Source organism: Brotocaccenecus cirricatena (assembly GCF_020687045.1).
GTDB classification, from domain to species: Bacteria; Bacillota; Clostridia; order Oscillospirales; family Oscillospiraceae; genus Vescimonas; species Vescimonas cirricatena.
In genome coordinates this window covers 1-13048 of record NZ_JAJEPW010000009.1, presented here as the reverse complement: position 1 = coordinate 13048, position 13048 = coordinate 1, and the positions used below count along the sequence as shown (strand labels likewise).

Here is a 13048-nt window from a genome sequence, read left to right as displayed (position 1 = left end):
CAGAGCCTGCAAGCTATGTCTTTTTTTATGCTCTTTTCAATTTGCGCAAGTTATTGTACATTATCCATCGCCGCAGGCCTAATGGCAGTTTGACCAGCAGCCTGTATCGCATCAAATGAACGCAGACAGAGCGCACCTCCCACCAAGGGGAAGGTGCGCTCTCGAGTTGTCACGAGGGTAGCGTCATCATGGCGCATCCAGAAGGACTCACTCTATCGGAGGTATTAAGACAGAGAAAAGAACAAGCAACATGTCTTATAAAAAATCGGTGATGCCAACAAGGAAGGATATGGTCTATGCAATATCTGGAGGAAAACTCGGTAAATTTCTTTCAGCCTGAACATAAAATCCTTTTTGCGTATAAATCTTGACAACGCCACCAGTTTGGGCCGAAAAAACTGCTATGCGTGAGTGTCCCGAAAGTCGTGAGAAACGGCCTCTTAAGATGGCGGCCCTTTATAAGCGCCTGACTTTTGAGCTTATATTTAACCTTGCAATTACACGATCTTTTCTGCGGGCAACATTCAATGTAATTCACATGGTTCCTGTGATTAGGATATTGCGTTTTGGATGAGCATGAGGATAAATCCGAAAAGCAGGAATATGAGTATCGGCGCAAGGGTTCGGAGGATATTGCGTACCCCCATAACTATATCGCAGGCGGAGGGCGCGGGGGCTTTGGGGGGCGCAGTGCGTTTCTCTTCCGGCGGTGCGTAGTCTGGAATCTCGCTTCGATGCAGTCCCCGCAGAAGCCTCCGCAGAAGGCCGAGGATGCCCGACATGAAAAATCCAGGCACGGCAAGAATCGTTCCTATGATCACCAGGGCAAGATCATTGCCACTCGGCGCCAGAAAGCCGGTGGAGTTTTCCGGGGCGCTCGGATCGTATTTGATGCGGATGGACCTGCCCACCTCGATAGAGTTTGCCAGGGGGCCATATTTACCTGTATAATGCGTTCCATCCACTTCATATTCGTAGGTCATCGAATAGTTGATGCCACCCCTGCCAACTTTGCTTCTGTTCAACTCGGAAATATCCGTAATGTATGCGCTGCCGAATACCCAATCCGTCTGCTTGTATGATTGAATATAAGTATTGGCCCCCATATAAAACATAAAGAGGCCGATAAGCAGCGTCGCAACGCCCCAGCCCTGTATTACAGACCGAAAAACTGAGTCCTTCCGCATCAGTTCTTTCACGGCCTGAACAGCCGATTCATGCTTCATCTTCTTTTGCCCTCTTGATCCTGGCGACCAGTTCGTCGATTTCCCCTTCGTACAACGATTTGTTATAAGGAACCCTGTGTGTTTGGTTTTCGCAGTCGGTGAATTTCATGTAGTAACCGTAACGCGTTGCGCTTCTGCGCATGTTCCGCTGTGACTCGACCAGACAGCAGTCCAGAATGTCGCTGTAGCGGTAGTACCGCCCATTTAAGGGATTGGTGCGGCAATAAAAGCCGTCCTTTTGAATCTTTAGTATATAAAACAGTCCGTGAGAAAAAGCCCGCACAATTGAAAACAGCAAAATGGCGACCGGAATCATGCGGAAAATCAGCGGCATGGTGGTCCATCCAAAAAGCATCAAGTAAAGTATGGGAAAACCAAAAATCACAAGGATTATGATAACCACACTCTCCGTCTTCCCGGTAATGACGATCTCGCGGTCGAAGTCGTCATCCCCACGTCTGCTTCCCACGGCCTCAACCCGTTCAATCATATAATCCACCGCATCAAGGTGGGGGTCAAGTACGAGAAATCTCGACCGCTTTCCCTCTATCGTTTCAAAGTTGCAGTAGGTTGCTTCCTGTGTGTCCGTCTCTCTGCCGGAGCTGAGCCACATGCTGCAAATCTCGCTGTAGCGGTAGTACCGCCCGTTGCCGGGTTTGGTCCGAAAATAAAAGCCGTCTTTATCCACAAGCAACTTGAAAGACATTGCACCGTATGCGGACAAAACGCAGATGATAGCAAAAAAGGCTGTTAGGCCGCCGAGTCCAACAAAGGCACCATCGTGTGCAGTGTAAAGCCAGAATGTGAATCCTCCGGAGACCGCCGTCGTGATTGCAATCACCATAGGTCCAAACCAGTTACCGGTGATTTTATACTTCCAGTTTCTTTCTTTCATCTTATTCTCCATATTGAATCCATAGCGATTTGTTATATCACAGGGAAGTGGCTAATGCCACTTCCCTGTGATTGATTCAAATAATAGAAAACTGTTTCGAGTATGTTGCCTTAAACCCAGTTTTATCTATAACGCAGACAACAATGGTATAGTTTCCTGTCTCTGTTGGCGACCACTCAAGATAGTCGAATGTTGAACCACTTAGAGTATAGTATAGAGTATCACCTTTGTAAATAGCATACTCCCATACATACGGCTGGTAACCACCCTCCGCCTTAGCTGAGAAAACCAATGCCGTCTCTGGCTCCATGTCTCCAATTACTTCAACATTAGAATTCATAGTTCTGCAGTAGTAAATTTTCCGTTTCTTATTCGCTCCACCAGCCCGCAGCTTCCAGAAACGCAAGCACATCGGCCTTGCCCTCCTGCGTGGTATACACATAGAGCATTATCTGTCCACTGCGGATTTTTGCTGCGAAATTCGTGGGGCTGTCCACGGCATAGACCTGACCAGTAAAGGTATTGCTCTCCGTCACCTCACCGGTGATGGGGAGGGTCGCAGCGGCATAGAAACGGTAGCAGGCATCTGCGGAATCCAGCCTGCAGTAGTCCAACCGCAGAGAGTCCTCATGCACGGAAACAGAGCGGATCAGCATGGAACCGATGCCCCAGCTCTGGCGGATATCCTCCGTAGAGTCCACGGCAGTATAGCCGGCTGCCGCTGCGGCCTTGCGGAACTTATCCAAGTCCGAAGTTCCCGACGTGAGGAAGAATTTCACGAAAAGGACGAGGGCGACGAACGCAAGAAGCCAAGCCGCAAGTCGGGGGACCCACTGCTTCGCCGGGATTTTTGCAATGGCCGTTGAATCAAATCCCGTGCCTGTCTCCGGAACCGATTTCTTCAGCTCCTCTGTGTGCGTCCTTCGCAGAAGGCTGCGAAGTAGCTCCAGCACCCCAGAGAGGAAAAAGCCCACCACTGCGATGGCCGTTCCCAAAATCAAAAGGACCAGCAGATTGTGGGTATTGGGAGAGAGAATCGCCGTATTCTCTTCCGGCACTTCTGGGTTATATTTCACAGTAATGACAGTACCAATCAGACGGGGCGATGACATACGCCCTGTGCGGCCCGTATAGGTTTCTCCGTCCACGGCATACTCATACGCCATAATGTAGTAGGTACTGCTGTTGCTACCATGCCTTCCGGGCGAAGAGCTGACTACCTCGCTGGAGACATCCGTGACCGTGGCCTGCGTGGTGAGCCAGTCCTTCTGACGGGATTGGCCTGCATAGTCTCCAATCCCGTTTACGATCAGGTAGATGCCCACAATCATCATCACATAGCCCATGAATCGGAAGTAGGCGAATAATGTTGTATTTCTCCACATCTTCATAATCTTCATATTCCCTTGCTTCGCTCCATCAGCACCTCCATTTCCCGTTGAAACAAAGCCTTATCATACAGAATCTTATGCGGCTTACCAATGGAGTCAGTGAATGTAAAATAGTAAGAATATCCCGTCCGTCTGGTGCCGTTGCGGACGGAACCTTGCCTTTGCACCACCTCTGTCAGGTGGCAATTTGAAATTTCGCTGTATTTATAGTATTTTCCGTCAAAGGGGTTGGTTCGGCAGTAAAATCCGTCCTTTTGAATCAGAATTTTGTAGAACAGATTATGACTCACCAACACAAAAAAGGCTGCTACTGCCAGCACTACAGGCGGTATATAGATAATGGGTGGCAAGCCTTGAGTTCGGAGATAAATGCTCACAAACAAAACCGCCGCCAAAATACAGACAGCTGCAACGAGCCTGACACCGCCCTGTACTCTGCCGCTGATCATAAGGTCACCGTCGCTCCTTTGCGCCTGTCCCTCGGTGTTTTCTACTTGGGCGATTAAATAGTCTACGGCATCCCAATCTAGATTTCTAAAGAAAAATCTCATGATTCTTCCGTCCTGCATTTCAAAGTTGCAATATTGCATTTGCTGTGCATTTGCATCGTTTCCACTGCTGACCCATATTTGGCGGATTGTGTAGTAGTGATAGTATCTTCCGTTACCTGGAGCGGTCTGATAGAAGAATCCGTCTTTATCAATCAGTACCCTGAAAAATAATGTGCGGTACAAGGCCAGGAAAAAGGCAAGCGATGCAAAGATCACCAATATTATGCCAATGATGATCGCCCCGTTCCGGCTGAGGCGAAACCAAAGTGCCAGACCACCAAATATGGTGAGCATAATAAAAGATATTATAACTCCGGTTATTCCGTTCGTAATTGTATATTCCCATTTTTGTTTTTTCAATGATTCTCCTCCCAGCTGCACTCTTATTGGCCAAAATGCTCCAGATTCTCTCATAACCACATATGTTTTTGTGCTTTCTTCGCTGCAATAAGAAGTAGCACAATCGCTTTCTAGTTCTTCGGTTTCTATCAAAAAATAGTACGAGCTTAAATCCACTTTCAAGTGAGCCTTCAATTGCGAATTTTGCATATACGCAGGGAACGATTGAGTAGGATATACTCTGTCCAGTTGTTCCAACTACAGCTAGGGCACCTTCCTTCAAACCATCTTTGAGGCTTACTGTCATATATCCAAACACAAAGACATCACAGTCGAAACCTACTTTTGTGCCCTTTTGATACAGACTACCTTTAAAATCCTTGAAATGTCTCGAAAATTCTTGATTATTTTTTCCTATTAAAGAAAGTGTAGTTTTGGCTTCTCTATAGTACTCCTTAAATTTACCACTTCTTGTGCTTCCACCAGTAATTTCTGTTGATAAGCTTTCCTTAGTTACGCCAATTAGGACTTTGTATGCGTTTTCTTGCTGATCAAACTCCACCTCCATCTTTAAATCATACACGATCCCCATGCTGCGATCAGAAGATGTTGATTAAAGCAGAAGCGTACTACTTTATCTGATCACATCAAACAACCATTCTCTCTTCAAAATTTTTGATTATAGTGATATCCCGCGATTCGGCTATATTTTTCCATTTCTGCCAATTATTTTATACGCTATATTCTCCTTTGGCAATATCAAGTCGAAATTTTTGTTGATTTTGTGAAAACTCTTGAACTATCATTATTAAAAATGCCAAATCAATACCTCCACTCACCAACAGCTGGTGTAATGATAATGCAAAGGAAATGGCGATTATTTTTTGTACAAAATACGAGCGATTTATTTCACTTGACATAGATTAGCGGGCGTGCTATACTCCTTAACAAGAAGCGAACAGATGTTCTAATTTGTGGACGCGTTGGAATAGAAAGGGGCGCATGTAGATGCTCTGGCTTTCACGGAAAGACATCGAACACATTTCCCGCAGGTTGCTTCGTGATTACCTTAAAAAAGTCCCTCAAAAGGTCGATCATATTGATCCGACAGATTTTGCGGAGAAAATGTGTGGCCTGCAATTTACATTTGCAGATATCAGTGAAGCACATGACGCCATCGGCCTTACGGCAACATCGGGGGTGATCATAACGATCCCCCAAAGGGATGGCACAAGGCTCGATTACGAATTAGACGGAAAAACGGCCTTCATTGATCAGAGCCTTGTGGCTGAAAATCAGATTGGCCGTTTGAACTTTACTATGATGCACGAAGCAGCGCATCAACTGTTTTGGATGCTGTATCCAGAAGAATATGAGGTGCAAACTCCTCGCTGCGTATTTCGCATGGCAGATGAACATACGCAGTACCCTGTTCTGGATTGGGAGGAGTGGCAGACCAATGTGTTGACTTCATTTCTCCTTTTGCCAAAGGAACTGGTGTATCGCCACATGGCAGATGTTGGCCTGAAAGATGGCATCGGCGTGCTGAATCGCATATATGCACGCAAAGACTATGAGTGTTTTTCAGAGGCCGCAAAGCGGCTCGGCGTGTCCAAAACAGCACTGGCCATAAGATCATCTCAGCTCGGCTTGGTTGGAAGAAATGATTTGTATGACCCGTATGCACTGGTAGATATATTTCCGGAGAAAAATGAGATCGCCTGATATGGCAGGGAGAAAGTATGGCAATAATCAATGCAAGGGAACTGGATCCTCAACGCTATTCCTGTATTCAGACAGAACAGCAGGAACTGAAAAAACAGTATTCCAGCCATATTACAATGGCGAGGATTTGCCCGTATTGCCAGAACAAGTTAGAGATCCTGTGCAAAGGAAATCACGGCGCAGTTTATGTGAAATGCCCCCATTGCGGAGAACAGGTGTTTTTCCCGCCGGTGGCATTTCGACTTAACCGGTTTTAAGATGTAACGGCGTGTAATAAACGCCTTGCTCTTGACAACTAAAAATTGAATATCCAAGTTTGTACCCCGGAGCCGCTTGATGCGTGACCTTCCCATGTGTCGCTTGATTTGCAGTCCTTGCTCTCAAAGAGAGTGAGACGGATCAATGCGGCCATGGTGGTGAAGGCAGATCAAGCGGCTTTTTTCGCTCATTTGGTTCCAGAAAGGAACTGAATGAGCGTTTTGTTTTGCCGGTCTTCTGCCTGCGAGAGATGCCGAGGCCCTCCGCTTCATCGTTTTTGAAATTTTTAAAATGATGAAACGGAGGACAGAAAATGTCGTATCACAACGACCCATATCGGGTCGATTATTTGAAGATATATCCCTGCTTAAAAGAGCGTCCGGATGTGTTGGCAGTCTTGAAGAAAAGCGACCGCAAGATGAAATACATGGAGGTGGATCTGAAAAGCGAACAGCGCAGGAAAAATGCCGAGAATGGTGCGGAGAGTTATGTTCCCAGTAAAGAGGATTCGCTGGAGCGACTCGTATATTCTGCAAAGTGCCAGTTTGCGGACGATGCTGAAGGCGTCGAGGATGCCGTGATCAAGAAAGACGATTTATGCCGTTTGCGGGCCGCACTGGATCAGTTGAGCGAAGAAGAACGGGCTCTGATCCATGCGCTGTTTTTCGACGAGTGCTCAGAGCGTGAGCTGGAAGAAATGATGGGTATCCATCGAATGACGATCCATAATCGGAAGATCCGTATCTTACAGAAATTGAAAAAGATGCTGAGATGACAAAAAAGTTTGGTGCAAACGGTGTTTTCAACGGCTAATAGAGTGAGAGGGCTTTGAACCTCCCCCCGCTGCTGATAAATCAGCGGCTTTGCTCCTTGAAAAATACCGCCCAGGTCATATCCGGCAACTTGAATACATTAGCTGACGGAGCCAGCGTCAGGCCGAGTGCGCGAAGACCACCTGTGCGGAGAAACTCCGCATCAAAGGACGGCCAAGTAAGGTGCAGAGCGATACCCACTCAGGCCAAGACAGCTTTGGCAAGCTGTCCCCGCCATGATCCCGTCAGCCCATAATGATACTCCTGTACGCAGCTTCGAGAGATCCTCGGAGGGGTGAGAGTCCCGTGATGTGCGCCCGCACAGTTCAAGTTGCCGCCCTGCCTGGGGAAGTAGTGTCGAATACAGGCAAACAAAACCGTAAAGTTCTGGCCGCTCCGGTGACGGGAGCGTTTGCTTCCGCTGCCGGAGCGACCACACTCTTGCGGCAGAAGCATGGAAACTGTCTATCATTTTTATATTCGCTTTTTCTTCCCTCTGCCCGATGGCACCGCTATTCTCTCCTACCTTTTCCTTCCCCGGACGGTTCCCATGCTTGTGCCGCAGAGATTGTCAAATGTAGAAAGGAGAACAATTATGGACCCCAACATCAATTACTATGGGATTGTCATCCTGCTCAGAAAACTCCGGGAATGCGGTATTTTCACCGAAAAAGAACTGAGAAAAATTGCCGCACGGATTGCTGCGGACAACGGTGTTGAAGTCATGTTTTTTCTCTGATTTTCTTCATCTTTCAGTAGCTATTTGGATGCAGTTGTGGTAGTGTTTGTGTTACAAAAAAGGAGGTGAGCGGGTGTGGATGAAAAGCGGCTGGTAGACGGTGCAACGGCACTGGCAGAAAAGCAGCCCCGTGTTATAAAAATCGAGCCTACAGAGCGGCCTCAAAATGTGCGGCTGCGGGTCGCAGCCTACACTCGTGTCAGCTCAGACTCCGAGGATCAGCTCAATTCCTTCGCGGCTCAGAACCGCTACTACACGGAGCTAATCTCTGGCAAGGCCGAATGGCGCATGGTCGATATCTATGCGGACGCGGCTGTAATAATAGGACTAAAAACAATAAGGCTCAAAAAGTTCCAGAAACACGGTGCTTTTTGAGCCTTTTCACATAAAATCTGCGAATAGAACATAGTGCGTCTGTTTACCCAAAGTGGCGCTTGGGTCGGCAGACGCGCTTTTTTCATGTCCTGACGCAGTAACATGGCATGGACAATCGGTATTACATAGCACATCCACTTGCTCCATGATGGAGCCGGAGGGTGTGCTTTTTTGTTGCCCGGTATGGGCGGGAATGGAGGCGAAAGCAATGAACGGACATACAGAGGACAAACCGAAAGACTGCCGGTACTGCTATTTCTGGAAGCAGACCGAGGGCTGCACCTACCGAGGCAAAACCGACTGCTATTATGTTTCGGCGCAGAAGCCGCCTGCCGCCGTCAGCGAGTGCGACGGCTGTCCGTATGGGCGGGCGTCTCCCTGCATCGGCTGGTGTACGAAAGAGCTGCTGCGCTCTATGGGCCTTTGGAAAGGGCGTGAAGATACATGACACTGGACTATTACTACGGGGATCAGGCGGAACAGTTCTCTTTCTACCGCATCCCCAAAGTGCTGTTCACGGACAGCCGGTTCAAGGACATTTCGGCAGAGGCCAAAATCCTCTACGGCCTGCTCCTTGACCGCATGAGCTTGTCTGCCAAGAACGGCTGGCTGGATCAGGTGGGGCGCGTGTACATCGTCTATACCGTCGAAGACATCATGGACGCACTTTCCTGCGCTTCGCAGAAGGCCATGAAGCTGCTGAACGAATTGGATGAGAAATGCGGGCTTATCGAGCGCAAACGGCAGGGTCTCGGCAAGCCCAATCTCATTTACGTCAAGAACTTTGTTGCTGCGCCGGAATCAAAATTCAGGAGTTTTGAAAATCGAAACTCAAGAATTTCCAAAATCAAAAGGTAGTAATACTGAGAAGAACAATACTGATTTGAACGATACTGAGTCTCTTCCCTTCACTTCGTTCAGGGGCAGTCAAAAGCGGGAATCGAAAAGAAACGATGCAGAGCGAAGATCTCAGTACAGAGAACTTATCATGGAGAATATCAGCTATGACGTTCTGCTGCTGGACTTGCCGTATGACAAGGAGATCGTCGAGGAAATTCTGGAGCTTATCGTGGATACGGTCTGCACCACAAAAGAGACCGTGCGCATTTCTGGCGATGATAAGCCTGCGGAGGTGGTCAGAAGCCGGTTCCTGAAGCTGGACAGCGAGCATATCCGTTTTGTCGTGAGCTGCATGAAAGAGAACACCACAAAGATTAAAAACATCCGTCAATATCTACTGGCAACGCTGTACAACGCTTCGCTTACCATGACCAGCTACTATGCAGCCCTGGTTCAGCACGATATGGCGGAAGGACGTATTTAGACGCCGCTGGCTGTATGGCCTGCGGCGTTTCGCATGTTACGGAGGTGAACGCTATGCCAAAGAAGACAGAACCAAAGGACACACAGAGCACCCAGCCGGAGCAGGTGCAGCAGGTACGCATTTCGGATATTCACCCCTTCAAGAATCACCCGTTCAAGGTGGTGGACGATGCACTCATGCAGGAGACCGTAGACAGCATTATGCAGTTCGGTGTGCTCAATCCCACCATCATCCGGCCAGACCCCGGAGGCGGCTATGAAATGGTCGCCGGACACCGGCGCTTGCACGCAAGCGGACTTGCCGGGAAGGATACGATCCCGGCCATTGTCCGCAATCTGACTGACGACGAGGCGGTGATCTTGTTGGTGGATACCAATTTGCAGCGCGAGAACATTTCTCCCATGGAACGCGCACAGGCGTACAAGATGAAAATGGAGGCGCTGAAGCACCAGGGGCAGCGGACAGATTTAACTTCCACCCAAGTTGGGCGGAAGTTGGAAACAGCCGAAATTATTGCCCAGCAGACCGGTGAGAGCAAAAATCAGGTGCGCCGCTTTGTGCGGCTGACAGAGCTTGTGCCGGAGCTGCAAACGATGGTGGACAAAAACGAACTTGCATTTAATCCCGCTGTTGAGATTTCTTATCTCAGCAAGGACGAGCAGAAGGGCGTTTTGGATGCGATGGCGTATTCCCAGAACACTCCATCCCTTTCGCAGGCACAGCGGCTGAAAAAACTCAGCCGCGAGGGAAAATGCACGCAGGACGCCATGTACAAGGTCATGTCCGAGGAAAAGAAGGATGAGTTGGATCGCGTCACATTGAAAAGCGATACGCTCCGCAAATACTTCCCCAAGAATTACACGCCGCAGCAAATGGAGCAGGTCATTATCAAGCTGCTGGATCAGTGGCAGAAAAAACGGCAGCGTCAGAACGAGCGATGAAAGACATTCAGAAAAAAGTCGGACATCCTGTGCGGAGGAAGGAGTGAAGACAATGCGCAGCTTTATGAGTCCGGGGAAACGCATCCGCCGCTTTCGCCTGAAACGAGGGATGACGCAAAGAGCATTGGGGACGGCTGTGGGCTTTCCGGCAAAAACCGCCGACATCCGCATTGCGCAGTATGAATCCAGCACAAGAACGCCTAAACACAGTCTGCTCTGTGCATTAGCCCAGGCGTTGGACATTCCGGTAGCGGTACTGGAAGTCCCGTATATCAAGAGCCGTGATGAATTTGAGCAGTTGCTGCAAGCGCTGGAGGACGAATACGGACTGACGGTAACGATCACGGAAACCCGCGACTGATTCAAATATCAGAATAAGCAAACGGCAGCGCCAGAATGAGCGCTGAGAAAGGAATGTATCATGGAAAAATTCACGGTAAACATCACAGGAGACGTCAACATCATCCTCCCGCACGGGAAAATCCATCGCAGAGTCAGGCTTAAAAGAGACGGCTATGCGCCGGTCTCTGGCTTCCAGCTCACCCCGAACGATGAGGAATACGATGAAAGCAATGTTTCGGTTCTGCTGGCTGTGCCCGGTCAGAAAGCCAAATCTATGTGCCTGCTGAACGCGCTCATCGAGACCGGATTCCGCTGCACGCATGTACGGCAGGTGCCGACCTTCGACCTGTACATGGCCTATGAGAAAAAAGCAATCGTGACCGTCAGCGGTGAAACCTACCTGACCGGCCCCGCCATCGTGTTCTACTGTTTTGATGATGAATTGTGGGATATCTCTTCGGGGGATGCCGGTCTGGTGCGGCGGCTTTTTGAAGAACGCACCGTGCAGCTCCGTCACGGAGATGAAATGATCCCGGCCATCGCGCTGTAAACCGTGCGCCGGTGCCATACTGCAATCATCAAGGAAGGAGGCGTTCATAATTGCAGGAAGAGGTTGAAAACAGGACAGTGACCCTCGTCATCAGCGCAACGAAGCTCACTGGGCGTGTGCTCAAAGCGGCGGTTGCGAAGTTCCTGGCACATCAAAAAGCAAAAATCGCTGAGAAGAAACGAGCTGGCCCCGTAAAGCCCACCGGCAAGCAGACGGTCAAGCAGCTTGTCGGTCAGAATCAGGGCGTTGCCAACATCGAGATCAGCGATAAAAACATCAAGGATTTTGACCGTGTGGCAAGGAAATACGGCGTGGACTATGCCGTAAAAAAGGACAAGACCCTCTCGCCGCCCAAGTACATGGTGTTCTTCAAGGCGCGGGACGCGGATGCCCTCACAGCGGCCTTTGAGGAATATACCCGCAATACGGCAAGGAAGCGGCAGAAGCCCTCCCTCATCCAGCATCTGCATGATATTCAGGCTGCAAAGGACATCATCAAGCCTGCGGTCAAACACAAGGATAAGGGGCTGGAGCTATGAAAAAGCCTGTAAACATCAAGAAAATCGTTATCCCCAATCTCCCGTATCTTCTGTTCGCCCTGCTGGGAACCAAATGCGGGCAGGCGGCGAGGTTGGCACCGGGAATGGATTTCTCGCAAAAGGCACTGCATATTCTGGATGGCTTCCGGCTGGCCTTTGAGAGCCTGCTTCCGAGCTTCCACCCCGCCGATCTGCTGGTCGGCCTCCTGATCGCCGCCGCGCTCCGGCTGGCGGTCTACGTCAAAGGCAAGAATGCCAAGAAGTTTCGCAAGAATATGGAGTACGGCAGCGCCCGCTGGGGCACGCATGAGGACATCGCGCCGTATATCGACCCGGTATTCGAGAATAACATCATCCTCACACAGACCGAGAGCCTGACCATGAACAATCGCCCCAAAGATCCGCGGACGGCAAGGAATAAAAACGTGCTGGTCATCGGCGGCTCCGGCAGCGGCAAAACACGCTTTTTCATCAAGCCCAATCTCATGCAATGCCAGTCGAAGGACTATCCGGTTTCATTCGTTGTAACCGACCCAAAAGGTAGCATCGTGGTCGAGTGTGGCAGACTGCTGGAGAAGAACAATTACCGCATCAAGATATTCAATACCATCAACTTTTCCAAGAGTATGCATTATAACCCCTTCGCCTACATCCACTCGGAAAAGGACATTTTGAAGCTGGTCAACACCCTGATATGTAATACCAAAGGGGACGGCAAATCCGGTGACGACTTCTGGGTAAAGGCAGAGACCCTTTTGTATTGTGCCCTGATCGGCTACATCCATTACGAAGCCCCCGAAGAAGAGCAGAACTTCGCCACGCTTATCGAGCTGGTCAATGCGATGGAAGTGCGCGAGGATGACGAGACCTTTGAAAATCCCGTGGATATCGCGTTCAAGGAGCTGGAAAAGGACAAGCCCAACCACTTCGCGGTGCGGCAATATAAAAAGTACAAATTAGCCGCCGGTGTTGTATGCTCTAAAAGACTTCTTAATCAAGCAGTTGGGAAGTCTCTTAGAACACACAACCTAAAACCGAAGA

16 protein-coding genes and 1 pseudogene are annotated in these 13048 nt (G+C 49.2%); 12 read left to right on the top strand and 5 right to left on the bottom strand.

The features are described from left to right. Positions 1 to 551: 551 nt before the first annotated feature. The 5 genes from LKD37_RS04615 to LKD37_RS04595 all read right to left on the bottom strand — a co-directional run bounded on the left by LKD37_RS04615 (position 552) and on the right by LKD37_RS04595 (position 4660). Positions 552 to 1226 carry a DUF3592 domain-containing protein gene (locus LKD37_RS04615; protein ID WP_302928114.1) on the bottom strand — a complete coding sequence of 225 codons (675 nt, stop codon included), beginning with the start codon at positions 1224 to 1226 and terminating at the stop codon, positions 552 to 554. Then, a complete protein-coding gene (locus LKD37_RS04610; protein ID WP_302928113.1) occupies positions 1216 to 2121 on the bottom strand; it encodes a hypothetical protein in 906 nt (301 codons plus the stop codon). Before LKD37_RS04610 ends, LKD37_RS04615 begins: the two co-directional genes overlap by 11 nt. Positions 2122 to 2197: 76 nt before the next feature. Further along, positions 2198 to 2461, bottom strand: coding sequence for a hypothetical protein (locus LKD37_RS04605; protein WP_302928112.1), 264 nt, complete (start codon positions 2459 to 2461; stop codon positions 2198 to 2200). A gap of 28 nt (positions 2462 to 2489) precedes the next feature. Then, on the bottom strand, positions 2490 to 3521 hold the full coding sequence (locus tag LKD37_RS04600; protein WP_302928111.1) for a DUF3592 domain-containing protein: 1032 nt from the start codon (positions 3519 to 3521) through the stop codon (positions 2490 to 2492). Beyond that, the gene (locus tag LKD37_RS04595) at positions 3518 to 4660 is read right to left on the bottom strand and encodes a hypothetical protein (protein ID WP_302928110.1); all 1143 of its coding nucleotides are present in this window, start codon (positions 4658 to 4660) and stop codon (positions 3518 to 3520) included. Before LKD37_RS04595 ends, LKD37_RS04600 begins: the two co-directional genes overlap by 4 nt. A 750-nt stretch (positions 4661 to 5410) precedes the next feature. Here LKD37_RS04595 and LKD37_RS04590 point away from each other — a divergent pair. The 12 genes and pseudogenes from LKD37_RS04590 to LKD37_RS04535 form a co-directional block, all read left to right on the top strand. Further along, positions 5411 to 6127 carry an ImmA/IrrE family metallo-endopeptidase gene (locus LKD37_RS04590; RefSeq protein ID WP_302928109.1) on the top strand — a complete coding sequence of 239 codons (717 nt, stop codon included), beginning with the start codon at positions 5411 to 5413 and terminating at the stop codon, positions 6125 to 6127. A gap of 17 nt (positions 6128 to 6144) precedes the next feature. After that, complete coding sequence (locus tag LKD37_RS04585; protein WP_302928108.1) at positions 6145 to 6384, top strand: hypothetical protein; 240 nt, start codon at positions 6145 to 6147, stop codon at positions 6382 to 6384. Between the two features lie 314 nt (positions 6385 to 6698). Further along, positions 6699 to 7160, top strand: a complete 462-nt coding sequence (locus tag LKD37_RS04580; RefSeq protein ID WP_302928107.1) for an RNA polymerase sigma factor — start codon at positions 6699 to 6701, stop codon at positions 7158 to 7160. A gap of 491 nt (positions 7161 to 7651) precedes the next feature. Beyond that, positions 7652 to 7936 (top strand): hypothetical protein, encoded by a 285-nt coding sequence (locus tag LKD37_RS04575; protein WP_302928106.1) that lies wholly within the window; start codon positions 7652 to 7654, stop codon positions 7934 to 7936. A 75-nt stretch (positions 7937 to 8011) separates the two neighbouring features. Further along, a complete protein-coding gene (locus LKD37_RS04570) occupies positions 8012 to 8311 on the top strand; it encodes a recombinase family protein (protein ID WP_302928105.1) in 300 nt (99 codons plus the stop codon). 208 nt (positions 8312 to 8519) lie between these two features. Beyond that, positions 8520 to 8759 (top strand): hypothetical protein, encoded by a 240-nt coding sequence (locus LKD37_RS04565; protein WP_302928104.1) that lies wholly within the window; start codon positions 8520 to 8522, stop codon positions 8757 to 8759. Beyond that, a pseudogene (locus tag LKD37_RS04560) lies at positions 8756 to 9635 on the top strand (DUF6017 domain-containing protein). The gene LKD37_RS04565 and the pseudogene LKD37_RS04560 overlap by 4 nt, the downstream one beginning before the upstream one ends. 53 nt (positions 9636 to 9688) lie before the next feature. Beyond that, positions 9689 to 10576 (top strand): ParB/RepB/Spo0J family partition protein, encoded by an 888-nt coding sequence (locus tag LKD37_RS04555; RefSeq protein ID WP_302928103.1) that lies wholly within the window; start codon positions 9689 to 9691, stop codon positions 10574 to 10576. A gap of 52 nt (positions 10577 to 10628) precedes the next feature. Beyond that, complete coding sequence (locus LKD37_RS04550; RefSeq protein ID WP_302928102.1) at positions 10629 to 10937, top strand: helix-turn-helix domain-containing protein; 309 nt, start codon at positions 10629 to 10631, stop codon at positions 10935 to 10937. Positions 10938 to 10997: 60 nt separating this feature from the next. Then, entirely contained in the window at positions 10998 to 11468 is a 471-nt protein-coding gene (locus LKD37_RS04545) for a hypothetical protein (protein ID WP_302928101.1), read from the top strand. Positions 11469 to 11518: 50 nt separating this feature from the next. Next, entirely contained in the window at positions 11519 to 12007 is a 489-nt protein-coding gene (locus tag LKD37_RS04540) for a PcfB family protein (RefSeq protein WP_302928100.1), read from the top strand. Then, positions 12004 to 13048: type IV secretory system conjugative DNA transfer family protein (locus LKD37_RS04535; protein WP_302928099.1), on the top strand; the 1045-nt coding region annotated here is incomplete at its 3' end. The genes LKD37_RS04540 and LKD37_RS04535, both read left to right, overlap by 4 nt.

What these genes read in the sequence shown, in the direction of transcription:
- LKD37_RS04605 (WP_302928112.1), bottom strand. Translation starts at nt 2,461, where the DNA reads ATGAATTCTAATGTTGAAGTAATTGGAGACATGGAGCCAGAGACGGCA.
- LKD37_RS04550 (WP_302928102.1), top strand. Translation starts at nt 10,629, where the DNA reads ATGCGCAGCTTTATGAGTCCGGGGAAACGCATCCGCCGCTTTCGCCTG.
- LKD37_RS04565 (WP_302928104.1), top strand. Translation starts at nt 8,520, where the DNA reads ATGAACGGACATACAGAGGACAAACCGAAAGACTGCCGGTACTGCTAT.
- LKD37_RS04600 (WP_302928111.1), bottom strand. Translation starts at nt 3,521, where the DNA reads ATGAAGATTATGAAGATGTGGAGAAATACAACATTATTCGCCTACTTC.
- LKD37_RS04575 (WP_302928106.1), top strand. Translation starts at nt 7,652, where the DNA reads ATGGAAACTGTCTATCATTTTTATATTCGCTTTTTCTTCCCTCTGCCC.
- LKD37_RS04580 (WP_302928107.1), top strand. Translation starts at nt 6,699, where the DNA reads ATGTCGTATCACAACGACCCATATCGGGTCGATTATTTGAAGATATAT.
- LKD37_RS04615 (WP_302928114.1), bottom strand. Translation starts at nt 1,226, where the DNA reads ATGAAGCATGAATCGGCTGTTCAGGCCGTGAAAGAACTGATGCGGAAG.
- LKD37_RS04610 (WP_302928113.1), bottom strand. Translation starts at nt 2,121, where the DNA reads ATGAAAGAAAGAAACTGGAAGTATAAAATCACCGGTAACTGGTTTGGA.
- LKD37_RS04545 (WP_302928101.1), top strand. Translation starts at nt 10,998, where the DNA reads ATGGAAAAATTCACGGTAAACATCACAGGAGACGTCAACATCATCCTC.
- LKD37_RS04555 (WP_302928103.1), top strand. Translation starts at nt 9,689, where the DNA reads ATGCCAAAGAAGACAGAACCAAAGGACACACAGAGCACCCAGCCGGAG.
- LKD37_RS04590 (WP_302928109.1), top strand. Translation starts at nt 5,411, where the DNA reads ATGCTCTGGCTTTCACGGAAAGACATCGAACACATTTCCCGCAGGTTG.
- LKD37_RS04585 (WP_302928108.1), top strand. Translation starts at nt 6,145, where the DNA reads ATGGCAATAATCAATGCAAGGGAACTGGATCCTCAACGCTATTCCTGT.